The sequence below is a fragment of the Allobosea sp. genome (assembly GCF_017308075.1).
In the GTDB taxonomy this organism is placed as follows: domain Bacteria; phylum Pseudomonadota; class Alphaproteobacteria; order Rhizobiales; family Beijerinckiaceae; genus Allobosea.
Genome location: NZ_JAFKFX010000036.1, coordinates 1 through 25,133, shown reverse-complemented (window position 1 = coordinate 25,133; position 25,133 = coordinate 1). Strand labels below are relative to the sequence as shown.

Sequence of the window (25,133 nt, the reverse complement as noted above, 5' to 3'; positions counted from 1 at the left end):
GTTCTGTCCTCTGTCGTCACGCTCACCATCCCTTGCAGATGCATGGCCGCCGCCCTCAGTCGGCGATGAAGCCGACACGGCCGCGATAGGCCTGAGGCACAGGTCCGCCACTGGTCGTTCCGTAGATCTTGTTGAGCCGTCCCATCAGCACGGTCTGGGCATCGTGCGCCTCGACGAAGCCGTCATCCGGCCGGTTGAGCTGTCCGGGGTCGACCGGCTTCACGATGTAGGGCGTCACCGCGATCATCAGCTCGGTCTCCTCGCGCTGATAGTCGCGCGAACGGAACAGCGTGCCGATGATCGGAATGTTCATCAGGCCGGGCAGGCCGTTGATCGCCTGGCGTGAAACCCGCTGAATCAGGCCCGCCGTCGCCAACGTGCCGCCGGAAGGCAGCTCGACCGTGGTGTCGGATTTGCGGACCCGGAAGCCCGGGGCGTTGACCGCGGTGGTCTCGGTCGGGTTGAGGCGAAGCTGGTTCTCGAAGTCGAGCTCGGTGACCTCGGTGGCGATCCGCATCGAGATCTTGCCTTCCGACATCACGATCGGGGTGAAGTTCAGGGAGACCCCGACCGGCTTGTAGGTGATGTTCAGAACGCAGCGATTGGTCGTGTCGCAGGAATAGCCGTTCGGGATCGGCACCTCGCCGCCCGCGGTGAACTTGGCACTCTCGCCCGAGATCGCCGTGACGGTCGGCTCGGCGAGCACGCGCGACAATCCGGCGCGCTCCAGCGCCCGCAGCGTGAAATTGGTGGAGTTGCCGACGCCGGCTCCGATCGCGGTCGCCGCGAGTTGCTGCGGCTGCAAGGAGAAAGGCGTGTCGATCGACGGCGTGATGCTGAACTTGCCGAGCTTCCATTCACCCGTCGAGTTGATGCCGAGCTGCTTGATCGCCTTGCGCGACACCTCGGAAACGACGACCTTGACCATGACCTGGTCGCGGCCGCGAATGGTCAGCGAATTGATGACCGCGCCCCTGGTGGCATTGGTGCCCTCGCCGGAGATACCGACGAAGGCGTTGGCGATGTCCATGGCCTGCGTCGCTTCGGAGGCGCTGGCGACATTGCCGACCAGGAGGATCGAGTTGCCGGCCGGCTTCACCTGGATCTGCGCCTGCGGCATCGCCGAGCGCAGGGTCTGCCGCAGCACGTTGAGATCGCGCCCCACCTCGATCTCGAGCGCCGTGATCTGCCTGCCCTCGGCATCCATGACGAACATCGAGGTCGAGCCATCGGCCATCCCGATCACGAAGAGCTTGCGGGCCGAACGCACGACGGCGTTGGCGACCTTGGGATTGGCGACGAAGACTTCCTTGGCGTCGCGCGGCAGCTCCACGATCAACGAGCGTCCGATCGAAAGGTCGAGCCGGCGCGAGATCGCATGCTCGCTGGCCCCGACATTGAGCACCGGGGCGGCGCCCTTGCTCTGCGCCAGCGCCGCCGGGGCCGCGATCAGCGCGCCGAGCGGCAGCAAGGCCAGGGCGAAACGCCGCCGCGGCAAGGCGGGGCGACGGAGACGAAAATCGGTGCTGGCGGGGATCATGGCTTCACGCCCTTGCTGGTGACGCCGTAGCGCACGAGGGTCATCCCGCCTTCGGTGGTCGGGGGGCTCAGTTCGCCCGCATCCTGGAGGCTGCGCAGCGCCAGTGAGAGCGAACTCGTCTTCTGGGCGAGCGCGACGATGTCGACCTGATGCGGGTCGAGCTCCAGGGTCGCGGTCTCGCCCACCACGACCTTCTCGCCGTTCTTTTCCTGGACGTTCTGGCCGATCGCCAGAACACGGACATTGACCAGAACGGCCTCGCTGATGGGCGCCGAGCCGTCTCTGTTGTTGCTGTCGTCGCGGCTGGTGCGGATCACATCGACGCGATCATTGGGCAGGATGAAGCCGCCGGCGGTGTTGGCGCCGCTGCGCTCGGTGGTGATGGCGATGGCGCGCTTGCCGGCGGGGAGGATGGCGGAGAGAAAACCCGAGCCATCGGTGCGGATCAGCTTTTCGCGGCGGATCGGCTCGGCGCCGAAGAGCTGTGCCCGCGCGACCTGGCCGACGAACTCCGCCTCGCCCTCGGGTGCATCCTGACGCCGGATCACGCCGGTCGGCAGACTGGCCAGCGGCCAGGCGATCCAGCGCAGATCGCTGGCGGCCAGCCGATTGCCGAGCGGAACATCCGCGGCTGCGACCAGAACCTCGACCGTCGGCGCCGGTTCGTATTTGGTCACCGACGGGCTGGTGATCTTGGGGGGGCGATTGATCAGCAACGCAGCGCCCAGCCCGGCGACCAGCGCGACTGCGAGGATGACGATTCTGGCGGGACTCATGGCTGGCGATCCTCGGCCAGCACGAGCCAGCCCTCAGACCGATCGTGCCGCCGGAATCGTCAACTTATGGTTAACCCAACGTATCTTTTTGCCGACACCTTCGGCTGGAAGCCGTCGATCCCCGGTCAAACACCGATCGCAGCCCGCCAGATCGCGGTTTGCGGGAGAACCGCGAGTGCGCCGAACGCCAGCGCCACGCCATAGGGCACGCCTTGCTGAACGCCGTGCAGTCGCTTCGCCCAGGCCCAGTTCTCGGCCCGGCCCGGCAGCGGCGCCTGCCGCAGCTGGTGCAGAAGGAGTGTCAGCACCCCCCCGGCGATCGCCGTCACCAGCAGATAGGACAGCAATGGTTCGAAGCCGAACCAGAGCGCCGTGGCGGCGACGAGCTTGGCGTCGCCGCCACCGACCCAGCCGGCCGCGAACAGGCCGATGCCGAACAAGAGTACGAGAAGCCCGGCGGCGACGTGCGAGCCGATCTGGGACCAGCTCAGACCGAGGCTGGCGGCGCAGAGCGCGAAGGCCGCGACCAGCAGCAGGCAGAGCCGGTTTGAGATCGTCATCGTGACGATGTCGCTAGCCGCGGCATAGGCCATCGCGGCGGGGAAGATGACGAGGACGGCGATCAGCGGCAGCGACATGGCATCCACCCGGTTTCAGCGTTCGGCTGGGATACTGCGGCAACGGGCTGACCAAAGGCTTACCGCCGGCGTCGCAGAGGTTCTTAAAATGAGAACGCCCCGGAATTTCTCCGGGGCGTCTCGACAGATCGTAACTGGCCGGACCTGTCAGCCCGACAGTGTCAGACGAGCTTGGCCGCGATTTCCTGGAACTTGGCGAGCAGGTTGGTACCGACCACTTCCATGCCGGCGATGGCGACGACGGCGATCAGGGCGGCGATCAGGCCGTACTCGATGGCGGTCGCGCCGGACTCGTCCTTGGCGAAGCGAGCGAAAAACTTGGTCATGGTAGTCTCCTTTTGCACCACGGTTTGACTGCTGCCTTGCTCTGGATCGGCTTCGGTCAGCGACAATTGCGAAGCTACACAGCTCGCATTGCTGATCGGTTAAAGTGACTCAAGAATTCGGCAAATTTTCCGGACGCTTCTTGGATGGTTAACACAGCCCTATCCCAACTCGACGGTTAAATATGCGTATAAATATTGCTATAATTTTACTTATTACAGTATTTGCGTACCATCACTCAAGCTGACAACTTTATTTCTGCCTCCATTCGGGGGGCGTCTCTCCCAATTCTGGCACATTGTCCAAAGCCTTGCCTCAGGAATGGGGCCTATCCGCCCGCGCCAGATCGCCCTTTTAGGGATTGATTCATCATTTTCGGCTTTGCTCGACCCGTTGGAAACCTTGGGGCGCCACCATGTTGATTGCGATGACCGCCTCGCGGCTTGTCCTCATCGCCGCCATCGCGGCCGGCGGCGCCGTCTTCTCCACCGCGATCGCACAGACTCGTCCCGCCCCGGCCCCGGCCGCAGCCCCCGCCGAGAGCCAGCAGGGCGCGGTAGTCGTCACCGTCGATCACGCCAAAGTGGTCCGCCTGCCCGAAAAGGCGCAGACCGTGATCGTCGGCAATCCCGCGATCGCGGATGTCACGGTCCAGCGCAATGGCGTGATGGTGGTCACCGGCAAGAGCTTCGGCGTGACCAATCTGATCGCGCTCGATGCCAATGGCACCTTGCTGGCGGAATCCTTCGTGCGGGTCCGTGCGGCCTCGGATTCGATCCTGACCGTGCAGCGCGGCCTCGAGCGCGAAAGCTATTCCTGCACGCCGGAATGCCAGCCTGCGGCGCAACTCGGCGACGTCAAGCGCTTCTTCGACGAGGTCGGCGGTCAGAACAAGGCCCGCAACGCCGCGGCGACGGACGATAAGCGCTAGAGCGCCGCGCGTCCGTTCGGACGCGGTCACGGTGATCTATCTCAGTGTTGTCGCATCGGAGCTTTCCGAGAAGTGGAGTCCACTTTTCGGTCCGATCCTATAGGAATCCTCGGCTTCCGGGAGAGGCGCGTTCCCGAAGCACGCACCGGGCGGCGAGAGCCGCGCCAAGACATGTCCGCATCCGTTGAAGCGCTGGAATGCTCGGGTTCGTTATTCTAGCTCGGACGGGCTCAAAGGCCCGCCCGGTCGTAGCGCCGTGCCCGCAGACCGGCTTTTCAGCGGATCTGCGGGAGAGCAAGCGGCGAGGCCGCTCAGATCGTCTGGTTATAGGCGCCGACTTCCGGATTCTCGCGCAGCACGCCGTCGATCGCCTTGAACATTTCGCGCATCCGCGCTTCCGAGACCGGGCTCTCACAGACGACGACCAGCTCGGGCTTGTTCGAGGAGGCGCGGATCAGGCCCCAGGTCCCGTCCTCGTTGACGACGCGAACGCCGTTGACGGTGACGACGTCGACGATCTTCTGCCCGGCGATCTTCTCGCCCGCCGCCTGCATCGCCTGGATTCGCTGGGTGATCTTGTCGCTGACACCGTACTTGATCTCGTCGGCGCATTTCGCCGCCATGGTCGGCGTGCCCCAGGTCTTGGGCACGGCGGCGTAGAGCTCGGCCATCGACTTGCCCGGATTGCGGTCGAGCATGTCGATCACGGCGATGGCGGTGACGACGCCGTCGTCATAGCCGCGGCCGACCGGCGCGTTGAAGAAGAAGTGGCCCGACTTCTCGAAGCCGGCGAGTGCGTTGAGATCGCGGACCCGGCGCTTGATATAGGAGTGGCCGGTCTTCCAGTAATCGGTCTTGACGCCGAGCTTCTGCAGCTCCGGATCGGTCGAGAACAGGCCGGTCGACTTGACGTCGACGACGAATTGCGCGCCCGGATTGAGCTTGCCGAGATCGCGCGCCAGCATCACGCCGATCTTGTCGGCGAAGATTTCCTCGCCATGATTGTCGACGACGCCGCAGCGGTCGCCGTCGCCATCGAAGCCGAGCGCGACATCGGCGCCGTGCTGCTTCACGGCGTCGGCCATGGCGTGGAGCATCTTCATGTCTTCGGGGTTCGGATTATAGCGCGGGAAGGTGTGGTCGAGCTCGGCATCCATCGGGATGACCTCGCAACCGAGCGCCTCCAGGATCTGCGGCGCGAAGGCGCCCGCGGTGCCGTTGCCGCAGGCGGCGATGACCTTGAGCTTGCGCTTGATCTTCGGACGGTTGGTCAGGTCGGCGATGTAGCGTGCCGGAAAATCCGGCACGAACTGGTAGGAGCCGCCGCCCGGCAGGTCGAAGTCGCCGGCGAGGACGATGTCGCGCAGCTGGCCCATCTCGTCCGGGCCGAAGGTGACAGGACGCTGGGCGCCCATCTTGATGCCGGTCCAGCCATTGTCGTTATGCGAGGCGGTGACCATGGCGACGCAGGGCACGTCGAGCTCGAACTGGGCGAAATAGGCCATGGGCGACATGGCGAGGCCGATATCATGGACCTTGCAGCCAGCCGCCATCAGGCCGGTGACCAGCGCCATCTTGATCGAGGAGGAATAGCTGCGGAAATCATGCGCGGTAACGATCTCGGGCTTGACGCCCATGCGCCTGATCAGCGTGCCGAGCCCCATGCCGACGGCCTGGACGCCCATCAGGTTGAGCTCTTTCCCGAAGAACCAGCGTGCATCGTATTCGCGGAAGCCGGTCGGCTTCACCATCGGCAGCGATTCATAGTCGAAGGTGTTCGGGAAAAGCTCGGGCAGCGGCTTCGGAAACATCGGGCCATCCATCTTCGAGGAAAGCGGGCCAGGCAGAGCCCGCAGGAGACATGCTGAGCGGAAAGGCCACAGGCTACATGAATGCAGCCTGAGCATGACAGGGCAGGGACGCAAGCCGGGCATAGCCTAACGGAATGGCGATGGAAACCGGTACTCTCAACCGCGCAGGACCATCCGGCCGCCCTGGACTTCGTAGCCCGAAAGCCTGCGGAGGAAGGAGGTGCCGAGCAGGCTCATGCGGAGCGCACCCGCCGGCAGCACCACCGCCTCGACATCGCGGACCATGATCTCGCCGAGCCGGACCTCGCGCAGCCTGACCTGCGCGCCCCGGACGACGCCATTGGCGGTGCTGAGAGCGTAGGTATAGGCCGAGCGCTCCGGCTTGACGCCCAGCGCCCGCGCATCGGCATCGGTCAGCGCGATGAAGCTCGCGCCGGTATCGACCATCATCTTGACGCGGTAGTTGTCGATCGAGGGATGGACGATGTAGTGGCCGCGATAATCGGCATTGATCGCCAGCGAGCGGCGCTCACCGGCGCTGGCAGCCGGGCGCTCCGGAGCGGCGGCGGCGGCGAGCAGCGGCTCGGCCCGTGACATCTGGTCGAGATCACCGGCGTAGTTCAGCGCCAGCAATCCGGCGGCGCCGGCCATGCCCAGGGACCAGAAGATCGGCCGCGGCGCCATCCAACATCCTTTCGCGCGTTTCCCGGGCGAGATAGCCGCGCAGAGTGCTGACGAAGCATGAATCCGGCGGGCCACGGCACCCTTCAGGGCCCTTGACGGTGCGACAGGCTTAACCGTCGCGGAAGCCGATCGCGACGAATCTACAGGAAGCCCTGCCCGACCAGCGCCTCGATCGCTTCGCGGCGCGGCACGCTGGGCTGGGCGCCGGCGACCGTACAGGCGAGCGAGCCGGCGGCGAGGCCACGCTGCAATGCGCCCGAAAAGCCGAAACCGGCCTGCAGTGCCGCGGCGAAGGCGCCGACGAAACTATCCCCGGCGGCGACGGTGTCGACCACCGCGACCTCCGGTGCCGCGAGCCGGCGGCGAACCCCGCCATACCAGCCGACGGCGCCGTCGGCTCCGAGCGTGACGATACAGGCGATGCCGCGCTCGGCATCGAGCCGCTGCGCGATCGCGTCCGGCTCGCTCTCCTCCCAGCCGAGGCCCTGCGACAGCAGCGCCGCCTCGTGCTCGTTGGCGATCAGGATATCGGTCAGGCCGAGCAGCTCCTGAGCCGGCACGCCGGCCGGGGCGAGATTGAGGATCACGCGCCCGCCGGCTGCGCGCATGGCCTGTGCCGCGCGAACACATTCCGGCTCGGGCACCTCGCGCTGGAGCAGCAGGAGGTCGCCCTCGCCCAATGCCATCGCCGCCACCGCGTCGGCGCTCGCCTGCGCGTTGGCCCCGGCAGCGACGACGATCTGGTTCTGGCCCTGCGCATCGACAGCGATGAAGGCGGCGCCGGTCGGCGCGGCGACGCGGGCGAGATGAGTCAGGTCGACGCCGTCGGCGGCGAGCAAGTCCACAGCGAGATCGGCGAAGGCGTCGCGGCCGACGGCACCGACGAGCACGACCGTGGAACCGGCCCGGCGCGCAGCCAGTGCCTGGTTGGCGCCCTTGCCGCCGGGATGGAGGGCATAGCCCGGGCCGAGCACGGTCTCGCCGGGGCCAGGCAGACGCTCGACCGGCGTCACCAAATCGAGATTGAGCGATCCGAAGACGACGATCACGCCGGCAGATCCGCAGCGAGGCGCGCCACGCCGGCGACGAAGGCGGCTTCCGGCGTGACGAGCTGATGATCGAGCCCCGCGGCTGCGAGCGCCCGGCCATAGCTCCGGGCAAGGACGCCGTCGGCGACGAGGTGCAGGTTGTCGAGGCCACCGAACAGGGCGCGGGCTCCGGCGATCTCCTGCGCGACCAGAAGCGCGGAGAGATAGGGGCCGACGGCGCCGCCACTCATCCGCCCGGCCAGCACCTCGGAGCGGGCGGCGAAGGCCGCATTGAGCAGACCTCCCGGCCGCGCGGCGGCGGCGAGGCCGCGGCGCGCGCCTTCGACGGCGTCTTCCTCAGCTGGTTCCACCGCGAGCCGCGACAGGATCGAATGCTCGCGCAGGAGGCCATAGACCTCGCCGGTCATGAAGCTGGCGAAGCGGGTGATGCGGCCGCCCTCGACCTGCGCCCATTTCGAATGCGTGCCCGGCAGGCAGGCGATGCCGTCGCCGAGGCCGAGCCCGACGACCAGCGTCTCCTCGCCGCGCATCACGTCGAAGGCGCCCTCGTCACAGGAGAGGCCGGGCAGCACGGTCGCGGCGGTGCCGTCGTCAAGCGTCACGCGCAGGCCTGCGGCGGCGATCTCAGCCGGGCTCGCCGGGCAGGCGACATAGGGCGCCTCGATCCAGCCATTGCGGCTGCCGACCATGCCGGCGAGCAGAATGGCGGCCTCCGGGTTGGCCCGGCGCAGATCACCGGCGATCGCCTCGAAGGCGGCGGGGAAGCCGCCTGCCGGCACCGACTGGATACCGCGATCGGCGCTGCGCTTGTCCAGCACATCGCCGTCCTCGCCGATCAGGAAGGCGCGGGCGCGGGTCGTGCCCCAGTCGAGCGCGATCAGGGGTGAGGGCATGACAGGCTCCGGCATGAGCCCCCCGCATCATGGGATGGGCAGGGGTTAAGGCGAATGACCGTGTGAGCGATGCCCCAAGCAGGGCGCCGGATCAATCGTGATCCGTATGCGTCGATGGGCATGCAGGCCATTTCGCTACCAACCCTCGCCGGAGCAATGGTGGAGCGCCGGTCAGAGGTCGAAGAAGACCGTCTCGCCCTCACCCTGGAGCCGGATGTCGAAGCGGAAGACACCGCCGGGGCCACGCTTGGCGATCAAGGTCGCGCGCCGCGCTTCCGGCACCAGGGCCAGCACCGGATCCCCGGCATTGCCGGGCTCATCGTCGAAATAGATCCGTGTCGCCAACCGGACCAGCAGGCCGCGCGCGAAGACCGAAACCGCGAGATGCGGGGCCTGCATCGCGCCGTTCGGCCCCGGCAGGGCACCGGGACGCACGGTCTCGACGAAATAGGCGCCCTCGGCGCTGGTCTCGGCCCGGCCGAAGCCGGTGAAACCGGCATTGCCGGCGGCGTTGAAGCGCCCTTCGGCATCGGCCTGCCAGGTCTCGATCATGGCGTCTCCGACCGGTACGCCGTCGCCGTCATAGACGGTGCCCTCGATGCGGATGCGCTCGCCGGCGACGCCTTCGGCCGCGACCTGCTCGGTGGCGAGCTCCTTGCCGCCATAGGCACGCGGCGTCAGGGCATAGGCGAAGAACGGCCCGATCGTCTGCGAGGGCGTGAGTGCGAGCGGGGCCTTGCGGTCAGTGCTCATGCGGCTCCTCCGTCGGCGTCATCTCGCGGCCGCGCAGCACGATGTCGAACTGGTAGCCGAGCGCCCATTCCGGCTCGGTGGTGTCGAGGTCGAAGCGCGAGATCAAACGCTCGCGCGCTTTCGCATCGGTGATCGACTGGAAGATCGGGTCGAAGGGGAAGAGCGGATCGCCGGGGAAATACATCTGGGTGATCACGCGCGACAGAAAGCTCGGCCCGAACAGCGAGAAATGGATATGGGCCGGGCGCCAGGCATTGTGGTGGTTGCGCCAAGGATAGGCGCCGGGCTTGATGGTGACGAAGCGATAGCGCCCTTCGGCATCGGTCAGGGCCCGGCCGGCGCCAGTGAAATTCGGGTCGAGCGGCGCCGGATGCTGGTCCTTGACGTGGACATAGCGCCCGCCGGCATTGGCCTGCCAGATCTCGATCAGCGTATGCGGCACCGGCCGGCCATCCTCGTCGAGCACGCGGCCGCTGACGATGATGCGCTCGCCGAGCGGCTCGCCGGCATGCTGGCGGGTGAGATCGGAATCGCCTTCGGCGACCGCCCTATGGCCGAAGACCGGCCCGCTGATCTCCGACAACGTGTGCGGCAGCAGGATCAGCGGCTGCGAGGGCGCCCGCTTCAGTGTGCTCTTGTACTCCGGCGAGTTGTTGAGCGGATGGGCTTTCAGGCCGCTGCGCGGGAAGATCAGGCTCATGCCGCCACTCCATGGGCTTGCCTGGTGCGCGCATGCAGGCCGCGCAGCACCTCGAGTTCCTCGGCGCTCGGCGCCGGGGTCTCGGTGAGATCGGCGGCGAAGCGCAGGGGCCAGCCACAACCGGCCTGGACCTGCTCGCGGGTCACGCCGGGATGCAGCGAGATCACGCTGAGCTCGGCCGTCTCCGGATCCGGCGCCATGACGCAAAGATCGGTGATCACCCGGGTCGGCCCCTTGGTCCTGAGGCCGAGCTTCTCGCGATCGCCCTTGCCGGTGCCGTGGCCGAAAGAGGTGATGAAGGGCAGCGTCTCGACGAAGGCGCGCGAACCCATCGCCATGGTGATGAAGATCTGCCCGCAATTGCTGGCGATTTCCGGCGCGCCGCCGCCGCCCGGCAGGCGGACCTTGGGCGCGTCATAGTCGCCGACCACGGTGGTGTTGAGATTGGCGAAGCGGTCGATCTGGGCTCCGCCGAGGAAGCCGATGGTGATCCGCCCCCCCTGCAGCCAGTAGCGGAACATCTCCGGCACCGGCACGGTGGTTAGCGCGGTGTCGCAGAGCTCGCCATCGCCGATCGAGAGCGGCAGCACGCTCGGCCGCGTCGAGAGCGTGCCGGATTCATAGATCAGCGTGATGCCGGGCGCATGGGTCAGCCGGGCGAGGTTGCAGGCGGCCGAGGGGGCGCCGATGCCGACGAAGCAGATATCGTCATTGGTCAGCAGCCGGGATGCTGCGATGGTCATCATCTCGGTTGGAGTATGGCTCATGACGCTTACTCCGCCGCCTGACGCCGGGGCCGGGCATATTGCGCGAACGCATCAGGGCCCTTTTCCAGGACGTTCGCCTTGATCCATGACAAGAAGCTGTCGCGCTCGCGCGCGATCTTGTCCCAGCCGATGTAGAACTCGTTGGCGCGCTTGTAATAGCCATGCGCATAGGACGGGTAGGCGCCGCCCGGGACATGGGCGATGGCGGTGACCGTCCAGGACGGCAGGATCACCGCATTGGCGTTGCGCGGCCCGAAATCCTCGACGATCTCCTCGACCGTGACCAGCGAGCGCTTCGCCGCCAGCACCGCCTCCTTCTGCACGCCGACAATGCCCTCGAGCAGGACATTGCCCTCGCGATCGGCGCGCAGCGCGTGGATCACCGCCGCATCCGGACGCAGCGCCGGCACGGTCGCCAGCACCTCGCCGGTATAGGGGCAGGTCACCGAGCGGATATTTGGATTGACCTTGGGCAGGTCGACACCCTTGTAGCCGCGGAACACGGCGAAAGGCAGGTTGGCGGCGCCCGCCTCATAGGCGTTGGCCATGGCCGCGTGGCTATGCTCCTCGATCTCCAGCCGATGCGGCCAGCCATTCTCGATCGCGTCGCGCAGGCGGTGCAGCGAGCCGACGCCGGGATTGCCGCCCCAGGAGAAGATCAGCTTCTCGGCGCAGCCGGTGCCGATCATCTGATCGTAGATCAGGTCCGGCGTCATCCGGATCAGGGTCAGCCGCTTGCGGCCCTGGCGGATCGCCTCATGGCCGGCGGCATGCGGGATCAGATGGGTGAAACCCTCCATCGAGACCTGGTCGCCATCGCGCAGGACCTCCTCGATCCCCTCCTGCAGGGAGACGAATTTCGCCACCTTGACATCTCCTCACCAGTTGTGCGTTTATCGCACATCGTTCTCATTTTCGAACTTTACGGACAGGTCTTGGCAGGGTCAAGCAGCGAAGCAGGTCGGCTGCCGGCCTCGCCCGATCACATGGCGGCGCTCGAAAAGGGCCTGGCGGTGATCGAGTGCTTCGATGCCGGGCATGACCGGCTGACCATCGCCGAAGTCGCCCGCGCCACCGATCTCTCGCGCGCCGCCGCCCGCCGCTGCCTGCTCACCCTGACACGCATCGGCTATGCCGAGTTCGACGGAAAATTCTTCCGGCTGACGCCGCGCGTGTTGCGGCTCGGCTATGCCTGGCTGTCCTCGACGGCGCTGCCGAAGCTCGTTCAGCCCTTCCTCGAACGCCTCTCGGAAGAGACCCACGAATCCTGCTCGGCCAGCCTGCTCGACGGGCACGAGATCGTCTACATCGCCCGTTCGGCCCAGCGCCGGATCATGTCGGTCGGGCTTTCGACCGGCTCACGCCTGCCGGCCTTCTGCACTTCGATGGGCCGCGTGCTGCTCGCCGCGCTCGATCCGGAGGAGGCACGCGCCCGCATCCTCGCCGGCAAGCCCAACGCGCTGACGCCGCATACGGTGACCGAAATCGGCAAGCTGATGGAGATCCTCGCGCAAGTGCGGACTGAGGGCCATGCGATCGTCGACCAGGAGCTCGAGCTCGGCCTGGTCTCACTCGCCATGCCGCTGGTCAACGGCCGCGGTCAGGTCGCCGCCGCCTTCAACCTCTCGGTCCAGTCGCAGCGCGTCGCCGGCGACGAGATCGAGACCAATCTGCTGCCGCGCATGCGCGCAATGCAGAAGCTGCTGCAGCCCCTGATCGCCTGAACGGAGCCATCCCCATGCTCGCCCTCGCAGCCGGCCCCTATGCCGCCCGGATCTCGCCCGCGCATGGCGGCATCGTCGCCGCGCTGGAATGGCGCGGACCCGATGGTCGTTCTCACAGGCTGCTGCATGCGCCGGAGGCTCTCGCGCCATGGACGAACGCACCGAACAAGTTCGGCTGCTGGGCGATGCTGCCCTTCGCCAACCGCGCCTTCGACAGCCTCGTCGACGATGGCGAGAGCCGCTTCACCGTGCCGGCTAACGATCCTTCCGGCACGATTCATGGCTTCGGCTGGCAGGCAGCCTGGGAGGTCGCGGAACAGAGCACCGGCCATACCGCGCTGCTCCACCGCCGTAGTGCCGGCCCCGACCCCTATCGCTACCGCGCAAGGCAGGACATCCGGCTCGGCGAAGGCGGTATGACCATCGCACTTTCGCTCACCAACGAGTCGGACACGGCCCTACCCTTCGGCATGGGGCTGCATCCCTGGTTTCCCTGCGCGCCCGATACGCGGCTCGGTATGACCGCGAGCGGCGCGCTGATCTTCGGCGAGAAGTTCCGCGCGACCGGGACGCAGGCACTCCCGGCGGGCGGCCCCTATGCCGGCAAACCAGTCTTCGCCACCGGGGCCGAGACGGCCTGGAGCTTCCTCGGCTGGGACGGCTCGGCACGGATCGAGACGCCCTCCGCCGGGCTTGCGATCACGATCAGCGCGAGCGAGAGTCTGCGCTGCCCGGTGGTCTGGGCGCCGGCCGGCGCCGATTTCCTCTGCGTCGAGCCGCAGAGCCACGCCGCCGGAGCTCCAAGCGAGGCCGTGGTCCGCGCCGCCTCACCGCTCAGGCGGCTTCAGCCCGGCGAGACGCTCGAAGGCTGGATGCGGGTCTCGGCCGCGGCGCTCTGAGGAGGACCTCAGCGCCAGCCCGAACCGCCATAACCTCCGCCGCCATAGGGCTGGTAGCCATAGGCGCCCGGCGGCAGGCCCGGTCGTAGCAGGATCTGCTCGCGCGCCTCGCCCCAGCCCGGTGCTTTGCGCTGCCTGGCCGCAAATTGCGCCTTCTCCGCCTTGGCCTTGGCCCGGACGACCTGGCTCTTGCTGCTCTTCAGCTTGGCCTTGGCGACCTTGCTGCCGCCCGAGGCGCTGGCGAAGCGCGAGTAGTTGTCGGTGACTGCACCGTTGAGCGCGATGCGGGTCGCGCCGGCTCCGTGCTTCTTGACCAGCGCGAACAGCTTGGCGGCATTGGCCGGGTGGAGCCGGATGCAGCCATGCGAGGCCGGCCGGCCGAGCGCGCCGACGGCCGTCGTGCCATGGATGGCATAGCCGCCGCGGAAGAAGACCGAATGGGGCATCGCACCGCCATATTTGCGCGAGTACCAGCTGCGTTCGAGCCGGGTCGGCCGATAGACGCCGTTCGGCGAGCGGAACCCCTTGCGGCCGGAGGAAATCGCCCAGTTGTGGACCTCGCCGTCGCTGGTTTTGACGGTCATGCGCTGGGCGGCGAGGTCGATCCGGACATTGACGCCGGCCTGCGCCGTGCCGAGGCCGGCGAGTGCGGCAAAGATGAAGGCCAGAATGCCGAGAAGGCGGGACATGACGCTACTCCCGAATGACGCTACCCGAGACGGCTCTCTGCTTGCCGCGCCAGACGGGTCGAACGACCTCATGCGGGCAGCTCCGGCCTTGACCTCAGGGAAAGCCCGGCGCGGGCGCTTGTAAAGAGCAAATCGGGAGAATGGTTTCCGCCGTCGCGCCGCGACCGGTTGGCGTCTCCCATGTTTTGTCCGAGCTCCGCCATCATGCCGGGGCTTCGCGAAAGCGAGTGGCCCGGAATGACGCGATGGCGCCCGCTGAAAGCAGGCGCCCTGGGTGCGCTCAGGCCCGGCCGAGCCGCAAGCCGGTGGCTGCGTCGAAGACATGGACGCGATCGGGATCGACGGTGATCCAGAGCCGGCCCGGCTGCGCCGCGACATCGCCGGTCGCCGCCTGCATGACGAAGCCATGCTCGGCGAGCCGGCCATGAAAGAGCTGCGTCGCGCCGAGCTCCTCGACGAAATCGACATCGAAGGGCAGCGAGCCGGCGGCGCCTTCCGAGGCGATCTCGACATCCTCCGGCCTTAAGCCCACCTCAACCGCGGTGCCGGCCGGCAGATCCTCGCGCAGGTCGCGGGCCTGGAGGATCGCCTCGCCGAGCGCGACGATGCCGGGGCCGTCGACCTTGCCGGGCAGAAGGTTCATCGGCGGCGAGCCGATGAAGGTCGCGACGAAGCGGCTCGCCGGCTTGCGATAGACCTCGGAGGGCACGCCGATCTGCTCGACCTGGCCGCCATTCATCACCACGAGCTTGTCGGAGAGCGTCATCGCCTCGACCTGGTCATGGGTGACGTAGATCGCGGTGACGCCCAGCGCGCGCTGCAGCTTCTTGATCTCGACACGCATCTGGACGCGCAATTTGGCGTCGAGATTGGAGAGCGGCTCGTCGAACAGGAAGACCTGCGGCTTGCGCACGATGGCGCGGCCCATGGCGACGCGCTGGCGCTGGCCGCCGGAGAGCTGGCGCGGCCGGCGCTGCAGGAAAGGCTCGATGGCCAGGATGCGGGCCGCCTCGGCGACGCGCTTCTCGATCTCGTCCTTGGGCGTGCCGCGATTGCGCAGGCCATAGGCCATGTTGTCGTAGACGCTCATATGCGGATAGAGCGCGTAATTCTGGAAGACCATGGCGATGTCGCGGTCGGCCGGCTCGACCTGGTTGACGACACGCTCGCCGATCGCGACCTCGCCGGCCGAGATCGTCTCGAGCCCGGCGACCATGCGCAGAAGGGTCGACTTGCCGCAGCCCGAGGGGCCGACGAGGACGCAGAAGCCGCCATCCGGGATGTCGAAGGAGACGCCCTTAACCGCCTCGACGCCGCCGGCATAGACTTTCTTGACGTTGCTGAGCGTGACCTGAGCCATTGGCGGCTTACTTCTCGGTTTCCACGAGGCCCTTCACGAAGAGCCTCTGCATGGCGATGACGACGAGGACCGGCGGCAGCATGGCCAGCATGGCGGTGGCCATGGCGAGCTGCCATTCGGTCAGGGCGTCGGAGGTGACGATCATCTTGCGGATGCCGATGACGATGGTCTGCATCGAATCCTTGGTGGTGACCAAGAGCGGCCAGAGATACTGGTTCCAGCCATAGATGAACTGGATGACGAACAGCGCGGCGATGGTGGTCAGCGAGAGCGGCCAGACCGTGTCCTTGAAGAATTTGAACGGACCGGCACCGTCGATCTTCGAGGCTTCGAGCAATTCGTCCGGGATGGTCATGAAGAACTGGCGGAACAGCAGCGTGCCGGTCGCCGAGGCGATCAGCGGCACGGCGAGGCCCTGATAGCTGTCGAGCATGCGCAGATCGGAGACGACCTTGAAGGTCGGGAAGATGCGGACCTCGACCGGCAGCATCAGCGTGACGAAGATGATCCAGAACGCCGCCATCCGAAACGGGAAGCGGTAATAGACGATGGCATAGGCCGAGAGCACGGAGATGAAGATCTTGCCGAGCGCGATCGCCATCGCCATCACGAAGGAGTTGAACATCATCCCGATCACCGGCTCGCGGGTCGTGCCCGACGTGCCGACGAAGAGGATCCGGTAATAGTTCTCGAACAGATAAGGCCCGGGATAGAGCGGCAACTGACCGTTGATGATGGTGGCGTTGTCCCAGGTCGAGGCGACGAAGGTCAGCCAGACCGGGAAGGCGACGATCAGAACACCGATCGTCAGGATCGTATAGGCGATCGCATCGCCAAGGCGGCGGTCCTCGACCATCAGGCGTGGTCTCCACGCTCGCGCAGCAGGCGCACCAGCGCGTCCGCCGCCGCATCCAGGAAGGCGCGGCCCTTCTCCGGCGTCGCCCTGCGGGCATCGCCGATCACGCCGGTCTCGGTCATCTCGCGAAAGGGGCGATAGCGCGCCACCGTCGGCCGCATCAGCGCCGCCGGGTCGGCATCGCGCATGCCGAAGGCCTCGGGCAGCCGCTCGTTGCGGACAAGGTCGGGGGCGATCGCCATCATCATCGCGCTTTCGACCTCGCAGGCATGCATCACGCTGGTCTGGTCTTCCATGAACGGCGCCATCTCCTGCTGCGCCAGCAAGAAGTAGGTCGTCGCCCGGATCGAGAGCGAGGTCTCGCGGGCGAAATCCGGCAGGAAGGCCGAGAGCGCAGCGATGTTGCCGCCATGGCCGTTGACGATCACGACGCGGTGGAAGCCGTGCCGCTCCAGGCTCTTCAGCAGCGAGAGCAGCACGGCGCGATAGGTCGGGATGTCGAAGGTGAAGGTGCCGCCGAAGGCCATGTGGTGCTCGGCCATGCCGCACCAGAGCGTCGGCGCCACCACGACCTCGAGATCCCCGGCGCGCTCGGCCGCGAGCTTGCAGACGGCGCCGCAGAGCACGGTGTCGACGCCAACGGCGAGATGCGGCCCGTGCTGCTCCATCGAGGCGACGGGGAGCACGACGACGGCGTCGCTCGCCGCCTTGGCCCGCAATTCCTCGGCGGTGAGTTCCTGCCAGAGCACGGAGGCCATCAGCGCGCGCCTCCGCTCGTCCAGCCGTCATGCTCGCCCTTGTGGCGAGCATCCACGTCTTGAACACGGCCCTCGACCACCAAAGGCGTGGATGGTCGGGACAAGCCCGACCATGACGGGAGGGTAGGCACGGAGGCCATCAGTAGTTCACCTTGCGCTCGATGAAGCGGAACTGGAAGGCGGTCATGGCGATCACCATGATCAGCAGCACGACCGACTGCGCGGCCGAGCCGCCGAGATCGGAGCCGCCCTTGCCGTCGGAGAAGACCTTGTAGACCAGGGTGGTGGTGGCGCCCGAAGGCCCGCCGCCGGTGACGGTGTCGATGATGCCGAAGGTGTCGAAGAAGACGTAGACGAGGTTGACGACCAGCAGGAAGAAGGTCGTCGGCGAGAGCAGCGGGAAGATGATCGTCCAGAAGCGGCGCATCGGCCGGGCGCCGTCGATCACCGCCGCCTCGATCACGCTCTTCGGGATCGACTGAAGGCCGGCGAGGAAGAACAGGAAATTGTAGCTGATCTGCTTCCAGGTCGCCGCCATGATCACCAGCGTCATCGCGTCGGTGCCGTCGAGCTTGGGATTCCAGGCGATGCCGAGGCTGCGCAGGCCACGCGCCAGCATGCCGAGCGAGGGATCAAACATGAAGATCCAGAGCACGCCGGCAATGGCGGGCGCCACCGCATAGGGCCAGATCAGCAGAGTCTTGTAGATTTCGGCGCCACGGATCGCCCGGTCGGCCATCACCGCGAAGAGCAGGGCGATCGACAGCGACAGGCCTGCGACGAAGACCGAGAAGATCGCGGTATTGATCAGCGCCTTGTAGTATTCCGGGCTGGAGAAGAGCAGGCGATAATTCTCGAACCAGACGAATTCGGTCGAGATGCCGAAGGCGTCCTGCAGCAGGAAGCTCTGCCAGACCGCCTGGCTCGCCGGCCAGTAAAAGAAGACGAGCGTGATCGCGAGCTGCGGCAAGAGCAGAAGCAGCGGGATCGTCAGGCCCTTGAAGTGAGCGTATTTCTGCATCGGCCGCCCTGGCAGGAAGAAGAAGGCCGGGACGGGCGTCCCGACCTCCGGTCAGTGGCCTTACTTGGCCGTGCGCTCGAACTGGCGCAGCATCTGGTTGCCACGCTCGGCCGCGGCATCGAGCGCCGCCTGCGGCGACTTCTGGCCGTTCAGCGCGGCCTCCAGCTCCTCCGACCAGATGTCGCGGATCTGGACGAGGCTGCCATAGCGCAGGCCCTTGGAGTTGTCGGTCGGCTCCTTGTTGTTGAGCTCGAGGATCGGGGTCTCGAGATAGGGCTTGTCCTTGTAGAAGCCCGAAGCCTTGACCTTCTCATAGGCGGCCTTGGTGATCGGCAGATAGCCGGACTCGGTGTGCAGCTTCACCTGGCGGTCGACATTCGACAGGAAGGTGAAGAACTTGGCGACGCCCTTGTATTCCTCGGCCTTCTTGCCGCCCATCACCCAGAGCGAGGCGCCACCGATGATCGAGTTCTGCGGGGCGCCGGCGGCCTCCGGATAATACGGCATCGGCGCATTGGCCCAGTCGAACTTGGCGTTCGCCTTGACGTTGCCGAAGAAGCCCGAGGAGGTCAGCATGATCGGGCATTCGCCCGAGGTGAAGCGGCCCTCGCCGGTGTTGGTGCGGCCGGAATAATCGTAGGTCTTGTCCTTCTGCAGCTCGACCAGATTGGTCCAGTGCTTCAGGAAGATCGGGCTCTTGTTGAAGTTGAGGACGGCGTCGAAACCCTCCATGCCGTTGACCTTGGTCGACAGCGGAATGTTGTGCCAGGCGCCGAACTGCTCGATGTTCGCCCAGGTCGCCCAGGCATTGGTGAAGCCGCATTTGTCGAAGCCGGCGGCCTTCAGCTTCTTGCCGGCCTCGAAGACTTCCGGCCAGGTCTTGGGCGGCGCGTCGGGGTTGAGGCCGGCCTTCTTGAAGGCGTCCCTGTTGTACCACATCACCATGCTCGACGAATTGAACGGCATGGAGAGCATCTCGCCCTTTGGGGTCGAGTAATAGCCGGTGATCGCCGGCAGATAGGCCTTGGGATCGAAGGCTTCGCCGGCGTCCTTCATCAGCTCGTGCACAGGCTTAACCGCGCCCTTGGCCGACATCATCGTGCCGGTGCCGACCTCGAAGACCTGGAGGATGTGCGGGGCGTTGCCGGCGCGGAAGGCGGCAATGCCGGCGTTCAGCGTGTCCGGATAGGAGCCCTTATAGGCGACGACGACCTTGTAGTCCTTCTGCGAGGCGTTGAACTCCTCGGCGAGCTTGACGACCACGTCGTTATTGGCGCCGGTCAGCGCGTGCCACCACTGGATCTCGGTCTGGGCTAGGGCCGGCGAAGCCGCGGCCAGAGCAAAAGCAGCCACCGAGGCAAGCGTCGTCAGTTTCACGGTCATGGCATTCTCCCTTCCCGCCCTGCCACAGCGTGCAGGCGGCTCTTGTCGTTGGTGCGCAAGCTAGCATGAAGCCGGGGCGACGTTTCAATGACAAAACGATGACATCGCCGCCCTGCGATGGAAGCAGCCCCCAGGTCTTGCACAATCCTGCGGAAGCGGCTGTTCTGCCCGGCCAGTACGCCCTTCTCGATGGATCCGATCCCGATGCCGACGCTCTCGCTCACGCCCGCCAACACCTTGCCGGCCGATGCCGCCCGCGCCGCGCTGGCCGGCCGCGTCTGGCGGCCCGAACTCGGGGGGCCGTCGGTCGTCGTCCTGCGCGGCGACGACCTCGTCGACATCAGCTCGGCCTTCGCGACGATGCGCGATCTCTGCGAGAGCACGGATCCGGCAGCGGCGCTCGCCGCGGCGAAGGGCGAGCGGGTCGGCAGTCTCGCCGAGATCCTCGCCAACACCCCGGCCGAGGGCCGGGACGCGAGCAAGCCCTGGCTGCTGGCCCCGGTCGACCTGCAGGCGGTCAAGGCCGCCGGCGTCACCTTCGCAATCTCGATGCTGGAGCGGGTCATCGAGGAAAAGGCCCGTGGCAATCCGGCCGCCGCCGCCGCGATCCGCGGCGAGATCGGCAAGCTGATCGGCGACGACCTCTCCAAGCTGAAGCCGGGCTCGCCCGAGGCGATGCGGCTGAAGGAGGTGCTGATCGCCCAGAACGCCTGGAGCCAGTATCTCGAGGTCGGCATCGGCCCGGATGCCGAGATCTTCACCAAGGGCCAGCCGCTCTCGGCGGTCGGCACCGGCGCCGATGCCGGGTTGCATCCGGGCTCGACTTGGAACAATCCCGAGCCCGAGATCGTGCTGATCGTCGCCTCGGACGGCCGGATCGTCGGCGCCAGCCTCGGCAACGACGTCAACCTGCGCGATGTCGAGGGCCGCTCGGCCCTGCTCCTCGGCAAGGCCAAGGACAACAACGCCGCGGCGGCGATCGGCCCGTTCATCCGCTTCTTCGATGCCGGCTTCTCGCTCGATCATGTCCGCCGGACCACGGTGACGCTGAGCGTCGCGGGCGATGACGGCTTCAAGCTCGAAGGCGCGTCCTCGATCGCCAAGATCAGCCGCGACCCGGCCGATCTCACCGCGCAGATGCTCAACCCGCACCACCACTATCCGGACGGCGCGGCGCTCTATCTCGGCACGATGTTCGCCCCGATCCAGGATCGCGACGCGCCGGGCGGCGGCTTCACCCATAAATACGGCGACGTCGTCACCATCGCCGCGCCCGAGCTCGGCGCGCTGATCAACCGCATGCGCCGTACCGACGAATGCGAGCCCTGGCGCTTCGGCGCCTCGCATCTGATGCGCAACCTCGCCAAGCGCGGGCTGCTCTGAACGCTGGGCGACCACTGGCCATTGCCGACTTGGCGTCATCCCGGGCCTGCCCCGGAATCCATCGTAAAGCTCAGCAGCCCTACGATGGATCTCGGATCAGCGCCGCTTTGCGGCTTGTCCGGGATGACGCAGCGGTTTCCAGAGAATACGGCTGCGTTCAATAGCCGACGGTGAAGCGCTGGCGCGAATGCGCCGGCTTTTCCAGCTCGTCGACCAGCGCGATCGCATAGTCCTCGGCAGAGATCGCGCTGTTTCCGTTCGCGTCGACGAGGAGCTGATCCTTGCCGAGGCGGAATTTGCCGGTGCGCTCGCCGGGCTGGATCAGCGCCGAAGGCGAGAGGAAGCTCCAGTCGAGCGCCGTCTCGGCCTTCAGCAGGTCGAGGAACACGCCGCCCTTCCTGGCTTCGTCGAGATACACCGCCGGGAAGTCCCGCGTGTCGAACAGCTTCACGCCGGGCGCGACCTCGAGACTGCCCGCACCCCCGACGACGAGATAGCGCTTCACGCCTGACTGCTTCACCGCCGCGAGCAGCCCGGCCGGGTCGCTGGCGGAAAAGTGAACGGCGCTGATCACGGCGTCATGGCCGGCGATCAGGGCCGCGAGCCCATCGCGATCGAAGACGTCACCCTTCCGCGCAGAGACGCTTGGGCCTGCCGGCACCTTCTCGGAATTGCGGACGATGGCGGTGACCTGGTGGCCGCGGCGGGTCAGTTCGGCGAGCAGGCGCGAGCCGATGAAGCCGGTCGCGCCGATCAAAGCGATATTCATGTCGATCTCCTGGTATCCATTGGGAACCTGCATCCCGATGGACACCAGATGGCGCCTGTGCGATTTTCGCTCAAGAAGGCACTTTCGCCGCACAAGGTCACCTGCCGGAAACCGCCATGCTGCAGCGCCCCGATCCGTTCAACGCCCAATGCCCGACCCGGCGCGTGCTCGACCGGATCGGCGACAAATGGGCGGTTCTGATCCTGATCCTGCTCGAGCGGGAGACGCTGCGCTTCAACGAACTGCGCCGGCGGATCGACAGCATCTCGCAGAAAATGCTGTCGCAGACGCTGAAGAGCCTGGAACGCGACGGGCTGATCAGCCGGCGCGCCTTCGCGACGGTGCCGGTCACCGTCGAATATGCGCTGACGCCGCTCGGGCGGACGCTCGCCAGCACCGTGCAGGCGCTGACGCAATGGGCCGAGGCCCATATCGGTGAGGTCGAGGAGGCGCAGCGGCGCTATGACCGCGGCGAGGTCGCCGCTTGATCAGCGGCCCTTGAGAGCCCGCTTCGGCGCAAAGAATTCGGCCCAGGCATCCGCCGGGAGGCCCTTATCCATGATCTCCTGCGCCTTGAAGGCATCCGGCGCCAGGCCTTCTTCCAGCATCTCCCAAGCCACCGGCATGGCGACGGCCGCGCCGGGACGGGCGCGGGTCGAGAAGGGGGCGATCGCAGTCGCACCGCGGCCATTGCGGAGATAGTCGACGAAGATCCGACCCTTGCGCGCCTGCTTCGACAAGGTCGCGGTGTAGAGCTTCGGCTGCGCCTGCTCCATCGCCTTGGCGAAATCGCGGGCGAACGCCTTGATCTCGGCCCAGCCGGACTTCGGCTGCAGCGGCATGACGACATGGAAACCCTTGCCGCCGGAAGTCTTGAGGAAGCTCGCGAAACCGAGCTCATCAAGGCGATTGCGGACCGTCAGCGCCGCCGCGCGCACCCGCTCCATCGGCACGCCCTTGTCCGGGTCGAGGTCGAAGATCACCTGATCCGGGGTTTCGACGGCATCCACCTTCGCGCCCCAGAGATGGATCTCGACCGTGCCGAGCTGGACCAAGGCAGCGAGACCGTCGAAATCGCGGATGAAGAGCAGCTCCTCGCCATCCTTGTCCTTCATCCGGGAGACGGATTTGTGCAGCCCGGCGCCGGCATGCTTCTGGAAGAAGACCTGGCCGCCGATCCCATCGGGCGCGCGCAGCAGACTCAGGGGCCGTTCGACGACGAAGGGCGCCATGCGCTCCCAGACACTGGCGTAGTAGTCGAGCAGGTTCTGCTTGGTGAAGCCGATATCGGGCCAGAGCGGCTTGTCGGGATTGCTCAACGTCACGGTGGTCTCCCGCCGGGATGCCCTCGGCGGCGCCGGCTTTGCCGCTGACCGCCCCCTGCTCGCCGCAGCCTTGGTCGGCTTCTCCTCGATCACTTCATCAGCCGGCTTGTCCTCGCGCAGGCCGAGGAAGGCCGAATGCCGCAGCGTCTTCGAGGCCGTCCAGGAGCCGAAGGCGATCTCGGCGACGAGCTCGGGCCTCACCCAGACGATACCACGCTCGCGTCCAGCGGCGCCCTCGAAAGGGGCGGTTTTCGCGGCGATCGCGTCGAGCCGCTTCTTGAGATCCGCGGCCGATTTGCGAGTGAAGCCGGTGCCGACGCGGCCTGCCGGCTTCAGTTCCCCGCCTTCATGATAGCCGAGGACCAGCGAGCCGAGCTGGTTGCGCGAGGCCTTGGACGGGACATAGCCGGCAATGACGAATTCCTGGCGCTGCGTGCATTTCGACTTGATCCAGTCGCGACCCCGACCACTGCGATAGGGCGCGTCCACCCGCTTCGAGATCACGCCTTCGAGCCCCATGCGGCAGGCATGGCGGAGCATGGTCTGGCCCGGCTCGACGAAGTGCTCGCTGTAGCGCAGGGCTGCGTCGGGTTTCGCAGCCTGCAGCAGCTCCTCCAGCCTTTCCTTACGCGCGAGCAGCGGTTCCGCCCGCAGATCTTCGCCGTCGAGATGGAGCAGGTCGAAGGCATAGAAGACAAGATAGGCCGTCTCGCCATCCGACAGCGCGGCCTGAAGCGCCGAGAAGGAGGAAATGCCGTTCTCGCCCAATGCCACGACTTCGCCGTCGATCAGCGCCGTCTCGCAGGGAAGCGCCGCGAGAGCCGCGGCGATCGGCGCGCCGAAGCGCTCGCTCCAGTCGAGACCGGTCCGGGTAAGCAGCTTGACCTTTCCGCCGGATATCCGCGCCTGCAGCCGGTAGCCGTCGAACTTGACCTCGTGCAGCCAGTTGTCGCCGCTCGGCGGCTTGTCTTGCAGGGTCGCGAGGCAGGGTTCGACGAAGCGCGGCAGTTCCTCGCCTTCGGCCTTGGCCGGACGGCCGGCCGCCTTGGCCTTTGCTGCGCTGGGCTCGCCGGTCTTGGGCTTGGCGCTCTTGGGCCTGGCGGTCTTGAGCTTGGCACTCTTGGGCTTACGCCCTTTCGCAGGCTTCTCGTCGGTCGACCAGACGTCGCCTGCGGGATCCTCGCCGACCTCCGCGACGCTGCGGCCCGACTTCACCGAATCCCGCGCGCTTTCCAGGATATCCTCGTCGTCACAGGCAAAATCGTCGTCGACCTTGATCAGCAGCCAGTTGTCGCGCTTCTCGCCCCGGCGCGGTTTCAGCCTGACCAGATGCCAGCGGCCGCCGAGCTTGTGGCCTTCCAACGTGAAGGCGAGATGGCCTTTCTCCATGCCGCGGACTGGATCGCTCTCCGGCAGCCACTTGCCCTCGTCCCAGATGATGACCGAGCCGGCGCCGTATTCGCCTTCGGGAATCGTGCCCTCGAAGCCGCCATATTCGAGCGGATGGTCCTCGACATGGACCGCGAGACGCTTCTCGGCGGGGTCGAGGCTCGGGCCGCGCGTCACCGCCCAGGACCAGAGCGCGCCATCATGCTCGAGCCTGAGATCGTAATGGAGACGGCGTGCGGCGTGCTTGTGGATCACGAAGACGCCGCCGGCCTGTTCCGCCCTGCTCCGGCGTTTCGCCGCGCCTTTCGGCTCCCGCGTCCGTGAAAAGTCGCGTTTCGAACGGTAGAGGTCGAGATTGGCCATGGCGCCCTCCGCGGCGGGTCAGGCACTCTTCCTGGTCTTGGCAGCGGCAGGTTTCTTCGTCGGCTTGCCGGCCCCGGGCGAAGCCTTGCGCTGCGAAGAGCTCTTGCGCGGCGGCTCGCGCGACGAGTTCTCCTCGCCGAGGCTCTTCTTCAGCGCCTCGAACAGGTTGACGACATTGCTGGGACGCTCCGCCGGCTTTGCGACCGGCGGCTTCTTGCCCTTGCGCTTGGCCTCGATCAGCGCGAGCAGCGCCTCCTCGTAGTGATCCTCGAAGCCGCTCGGATCGAACTTCGCCTGCTTCTTGTCGATGATGTGGGTGGCGAGATCGACCAGTTCCGGATCGAGCTT

The 25,133-nt window shown here is 66.7% G+C and carries 25 protein-coding genes and 1 pseudogene; 5 read left to right on the top strand and 21 right to left on the bottom strand.

Features of this window, described 5'->3' with window-relative positions:
* Positions 1–55: 55 nt before the first annotated feature.
* From J0J10_RS18215 to J0J10_RS18200, 4 genes are all read right to left on the bottom strand, one after another.
* Positions 56–1,540 carry a type II and III secretion system protein family protein gene (locus J0J10_RS18215; protein WP_291647996.1) on the bottom strand — a complete coding sequence of 495 codons (1,485 nt, stop codon included), beginning with the start codon at positions 1,538–1,540 and terminating at the stop codon, positions 56–58.
* The gene (cpaB, locus tag J0J10_RS18210; RefSeq protein WP_291647994.1) at positions 1,537–2,316 is read right to left on the bottom strand and encodes a Flp pilus assembly protein CpaB; all 780 of its coding nucleotides are present in this window, start codon (positions 2,314–2,316) and stop codon (positions 1,537–1,539) included. The genes J0J10_RS18215 and cpaB overlap by 4 nt, the downstream gene beginning before the upstream one ends.
* 125 nt (positions 2,317–2,441) lie before the next feature.
* Positions 2,442–2,954 carry an A24 family peptidase gene (locus J0J10_RS18205; protein ID WP_291647992.1) on the bottom strand — a complete coding sequence of 171 codons (513 nt, stop codon included), beginning with the start codon at positions 2,952–2,954 and terminating at the stop codon, positions 2,442–2,444.
* 161 nt (positions 2,955–3,115) lie between these two features.
* A complete protein-coding gene (locus J0J10_RS18200; RefSeq protein ID WP_291647990.1) occupies positions 3,116–3,280 on the bottom strand; it encodes a Flp family type IVb pilin in 165 nt (54 codons plus the stop codon).
* 413 nt (positions 3,281–3,693) lie between these two features.
* On the opposite strand from J0J10_RS18200, the gene J0J10_RS18195 reads away from it, so the two are divergent.
* On the top strand, positions 3,694–4,209 hold the full coding sequence (locus J0J10_RS18195; protein WP_291637563.1) for a pilus assembly protein N-terminal domain-containing protein: 516 nt from the start codon (positions 3,694–3,696) through the stop codon (positions 4,207–4,209).
* A 311-nt stretch (positions 4,210–4,520) separates the two neighbouring features.
* Here J0J10_RS18195 and J0J10_RS18190 read toward each other — a convergent pair whose 3' ends face one another.
* The 8 genes from J0J10_RS18190 to J0J10_RS18155 all read right to left on the bottom strand — a co-directional run bounded on the left by J0J10_RS18190 (position 4,521) and on the right by J0J10_RS18155 (position 11,732).
* Positions 4,521–6,020 (bottom strand): phosphomannomutase/phosphoglucomutase, encoded by a 1,500-nt coding sequence (locus J0J10_RS18190; RefSeq protein ID WP_291647989.1) that lies wholly within the window; start codon positions 6,018–6,020, stop codon positions 4,521–4,523.
* 156 nt (positions 6,021–6,176) lie between these two features.
* The gene (locus tag J0J10_RS18185; protein ID WP_291647988.1) at positions 6,177–6,704 is read right to left on the bottom strand and encodes a retropepsin-like aspartic protease family protein; all 528 of its coding nucleotides are present in this window, start codon (positions 6,702–6,704) and stop codon (positions 6,177–6,179) included.
* 140 nt (positions 6,705–6,844) lie between these two features.
* The gene (locus tag J0J10_RS18180; RefSeq protein ID WP_291647987.1) at positions 6,845–7,753 is read right to left on the bottom strand and encodes a ribokinase; all 909 of its coding nucleotides are present in this window, start codon (positions 7,751–7,753) and stop codon (positions 6,845–6,847) included.
* The gene (locus tag J0J10_RS18175) at positions 7,750–8,646 is read right to left on the bottom strand and encodes a 2-dehydro-3-deoxygalactonokinase (protein WP_291647986.1); all 897 of its coding nucleotides are present in this window, start codon (positions 8,644–8,646) and stop codon (positions 7,750–7,752) included. The genes J0J10_RS18180 and J0J10_RS18175 overlap by 4 nt, the downstream gene beginning before the upstream one ends.
* Positions 8,647–8,817: 171 nt before the next feature.
* The gene (gene pcaG, locus J0J10_RS18170; RefSeq protein WP_291647984.1) at positions 8,818–9,399 is read right to left on the bottom strand and encodes a protocatechuate 3,4-dioxygenase subunit alpha; all 582 of its coding nucleotides are present in this window, start codon (positions 9,397–9,399) and stop codon (positions 8,818–8,820) included.
* Entirely contained in the window at positions 9,389–10,099 is a 711-nt protein-coding gene (gene pcaH / locus J0J10_RS18165) for a protocatechuate 3,4-dioxygenase subunit beta (RefSeq protein WP_291637551.1), read from the bottom strand. The genes pcaG and pcaH overlap by 11 nt, the downstream gene beginning before the upstream one ends.
* Complete coding sequence (locus tag J0J10_RS18160) at positions 10,096–10,866, bottom strand: CoA-transferase subunit beta (protein ID WP_291647983.1); 771 nt, start codon at positions 10,864–10,866, stop codon at positions 10,096–10,098. Before J0J10_RS18160 ends, pcaH begins: the two co-directional genes overlap by 4 nt.
* A gap of 5 nt (positions 10,867–10,871) precedes the next feature.
* Positions 10,872–11,732: a CoA transferase subunit A gene (locus J0J10_RS18155; protein ID WP_291647982.1), complete on the bottom strand. Its 861-nt coding sequence runs from the start codon at positions 11,730–11,732 to the stop codon at positions 10,872–10,874.
* A gap of 120 nt (positions 11,733–11,852) precedes the next feature.
* Between J0J10_RS18155 and J0J10_RS18150 the strand changes: the two genes are divergently transcribed.
* Positions 11,853–12,590 carry an IclR family transcriptional regulator domain-containing protein gene (locus J0J10_RS18150; protein WP_291647981.1) on the top strand — a complete coding sequence of 246 codons (738 nt, stop codon included), beginning with the start codon at positions 11,853–11,855 and terminating at the stop codon, positions 12,588–12,590.
* Positions 12,591–12,604: 14 nt separating this feature from the next.
* The gene (locus tag J0J10_RS18145) at positions 12,605–13,489 is read left to right on the top strand and encodes an aldose epimerase family protein (protein ID WP_291647979.1); all 885 of its coding nucleotides are present in this window, start codon (positions 12,605–12,607) and stop codon (positions 13,487–13,489) included.
* Positions 13,490–13,497: 8 nt separating this feature from the next.
* On the opposite strand, the gene J0J10_RS18140 is transcribed toward J0J10_RS18145, so the two are convergent.
* From J0J10_RS18140 to ugpB, 6 genes are all read right to left on the bottom strand, one after another.
* Complete coding sequence (locus J0J10_RS18140) at positions 13,498–14,178, bottom strand: L,D-transpeptidase (RefSeq protein WP_291647978.1); 681 nt, start codon at positions 14,176–14,178, stop codon at positions 13,498–13,500.
* Positions 14,179–14,458: 280 nt separating this feature from the next.
* Positions 14,459–15,538: a sn-glycerol-3-phosphate import ATP-binding protein UgpC gene (locus tag J0J10_RS18135; RefSeq protein WP_291647977.1), complete on the bottom strand. Its 1,080-nt coding sequence runs from the start codon at positions 15,536–15,538 to the stop codon at positions 14,459–14,461.
* 7 nt (positions 15,539–15,545) lie between these two features.
* Positions 15,546–16,394: a sn-glycerol-3-phosphate ABC transporter permease UgpE gene (gene ugpE, locus J0J10_RS18130; RefSeq protein ID WP_291647976.1), complete on the bottom strand. Its 849-nt coding sequence runs from the start codon at positions 16,392–16,394 to the stop codon at positions 15,546–15,548.
* Complete coding sequence (locus J0J10_RS18125) at positions 16,394–17,152, bottom strand: creatininase family protein (RefSeq protein ID WP_291647974.1); 759 nt, start codon at positions 17,150–17,152, stop codon at positions 16,394–16,396. The genes ugpE and J0J10_RS18125 overlap by 1 nt, the downstream gene beginning before the upstream one ends.
* A 139-nt stretch (positions 17,153–17,291) precedes the next feature.
* Positions 17,292–18,173: a sn-glycerol-3-phosphate ABC transporter permease UgpA gene (ugpA, locus tag J0J10_RS18120; protein ID WP_291647973.1), complete on the bottom strand. Its 882-nt coding sequence runs from the start codon at positions 18,171–18,173 to the stop codon at positions 17,292–17,294.
* A gap of 60 nt (positions 18,174–18,233) precedes the next feature.
* Positions 18,234–19,550, bottom strand: a complete 1,317-nt coding sequence (gene ugpB / locus J0J10_RS18115; protein ID WP_465247223.1) for a sn-glycerol-3-phosphate ABC transporter substrate-binding protein UgpB — start codon at positions 19,548–19,550, stop codon at positions 18,234–18,236.
* Positions 19,551–19,760: 210 nt separating this feature from the next.
* On the opposite strand from ugpB, the gene J0J10_RS18110 reads away from it, so the two are divergent.
* Positions 19,761–20,939 (top strand): fumarylacetoacetate hydrolase family protein, encoded by a 1,179-nt coding sequence (locus tag J0J10_RS18110; RefSeq protein WP_291647971.1) that lies wholly within the window; start codon positions 19,761–19,763, stop codon positions 20,937–20,939.
* Between the two features lie 157 nt (positions 20,940–21,096).
* On the opposite strand, the gene J0J10_RS18105 is transcribed toward J0J10_RS18110, so the two are convergent.
* Entirely contained in the window at positions 21,097–21,708 is a 612-nt protein-coding gene (locus J0J10_RS18105; RefSeq protein ID WP_291647969.1) for an NAD(P)-dependent oxidoreductase, read from the bottom strand.
* A 116-nt stretch (positions 21,709–21,824) separates the two neighbouring features.
* Between J0J10_RS18105 and J0J10_RS18100 the strand changes: the two genes are divergently transcribed.
* Positions 21,825–22,196 carry a winged helix-turn-helix transcriptional regulator gene (locus tag J0J10_RS18100; RefSeq protein WP_291647967.1) on the top strand — a complete coding sequence of 124 codons (372 nt, stop codon included), beginning with the start codon at positions 21,825–21,827 and terminating at the stop codon, positions 22,194–22,196.
* On the opposite strand, the gene ligD is transcribed toward J0J10_RS18100, so the two are convergent.
* Together ligD and J0J10_RS18090 are read right to left on the bottom strand one after the other, a co-directional pair.
* Positions 22,197–24,785: a DNA ligase D gene (gene ligD / locus J0J10_RS18095; protein ID WP_291647965.1), complete on the bottom strand. Its 2,589-nt coding sequence runs from the start codon at positions 24,783–24,785 to the stop codon at positions 22,197–22,199.
* A gap of 18 nt (positions 24,786–24,803) precedes the next feature.
* Positions 24,804–25,133: pseudogene (locus J0J10_RS18090) on the bottom strand (non-homologous end joining protein Ku); the annotation flags it as partial.

Excerpts from the sequence above, each read along its gene's own strand:
- J0J10_RS18215 (WP_291647996.1), bottom strand. The coding sequence starts at position 1,540 with ATGATCCCCGCCAGCACCGATTTTCGTCTCCGTCGCCCCGCCTTGCCG.
- cpaB (WP_291647994.1), bottom strand. The coding sequence starts at position 2,316 with ATGAGTCCCGCCAGAATCGTCATCCTCGCAGTCGCGCTGGTCGCCGGG.
- J0J10_RS18205 (WP_291647992.1), bottom strand. The coding sequence starts at position 2,954 with ATGTCGCTGCCGCTGATCGCCGTCCTCGTCATCTTCCCCGCCGCGATG.
- J0J10_RS18200 (WP_291647990.1), bottom strand. The coding sequence starts at position 3,280 with ATGACCAAGTTTTTCGCTCGCTTCGCCAAGGACGAGTCCGGCGCGACC.
- J0J10_RS18195 (WP_291637563.1), top strand. The coding sequence starts at position 3,694 with ATGTTGATTGCGATGACCGCCTCGCGGCTTGTCCTCATCGCCGCCATC.
- J0J10_RS18190 (WP_291647989.1), bottom strand. The coding sequence starts at position 6,020 with ATGTTTCCGAAGCCGCTGCCCGAGCTTTTCCCGAACACCTTCGACTAT.
- J0J10_RS18185 (WP_291647988.1), bottom strand. The coding sequence starts at position 6,704 with ATGGCGCCGCGGCCGATCTTCTGGTCCCTGGGCATGGCCGGCGCCGCC.
- J0J10_RS18175 (WP_291647986.1), bottom strand. The coding sequence starts at position 8,646 with ATGCCCTCACCCCTGATCGCGCTCGACTGGGGCACGACCCGCGCCCGC.
- pcaG (WP_291647984.1), bottom strand. The coding sequence starts at position 9,399 with ATGAGCACTGACCGCAAGGCCCCGCTCGCACTCACGCCCTCGCAGACG.
- pcaH (WP_291637551.1), bottom strand. The coding sequence starts at position 10,099 with ATGAGCCTGATCTTCCCGCGCAGCGGCCTGAAAGCCCATCCGCTCAAC.
- J0J10_RS18160 (WP_291647983.1), bottom strand. The coding sequence starts at position 10,866 with ATGAGCCATACTCCAACCGAGATGATGACCATCGCAGCATCCCGGCTG.
- J0J10_RS18150 (WP_291647981.1), top strand. The coding sequence starts at position 11,853 with ATGGCGGCGCTCGAAAAGGGCCTGGCGGTGATCGAGTGCTTCGATGCC.
- J0J10_RS18145 (WP_291647979.1), top strand. The coding sequence starts at position 12,605 with ATGCTCGCCCTCGCAGCCGGCCCCTATGCCGCCCGGATCTCGCCCGCG.
- J0J10_RS18140 (WP_291647978.1), bottom strand. The coding sequence starts at position 14,178 with ATGTCCCGCCTTCTCGGCATTCTGGCCTTCATCTTTGCCGCACTCGCC.
- J0J10_RS18135 (WP_291647977.1), bottom strand. The coding sequence starts at position 15,538 with ATGGCTCAGGTCACGCTCAGCAACGTCAAGAAAGTCTATGCCGGCGGC.
- ugpE (WP_291647976.1), bottom strand. The coding sequence starts at position 16,394 with ATGGTCGAGGACCGCCGCCTTGGCGATGCGATCGCCTATACGATCCTG.
- J0J10_RS18125 (WP_291647974.1), bottom strand. The coding sequence starts at position 17,152 with ATGGCCTCCGTGCTCTGGCAGGAACTCACCGCCGAGGAATTGCGGGCC.
- ugpA (WP_291647973.1), bottom strand. The coding sequence starts at position 18,173 with ATGCAGAAATACGCTCACTTCAAGGGCCTGACGATCCCGCTGCTTCTG.
- J0J10_RS18110 (WP_291647971.1), top strand. The coding sequence starts at position 19,761 with ATGCCGACGCTCTCGCTCACGCCCGCCAACACCTTGCCGGCCGATGCC.
- J0J10_RS18105 (WP_291647969.1), bottom strand. The coding sequence starts at position 21,708 with ATGAATATCGCTTTGATCGGCGCGACCGGCTTCATCGGCTCGCGCCTG.
- J0J10_RS18100 (WP_291647967.1), top strand. The coding sequence starts at position 21,825 with ATGCTGCAGCGCCCCGATCCGTTCAACGCCCAATGCCCGACCCGGCGC.
- ligD (WP_291647965.1), bottom strand. The coding sequence starts at position 24,785 with ATGGCCAATCTCGACCTCTACCGTTCGAAACGCGACTTTTCACGGACG.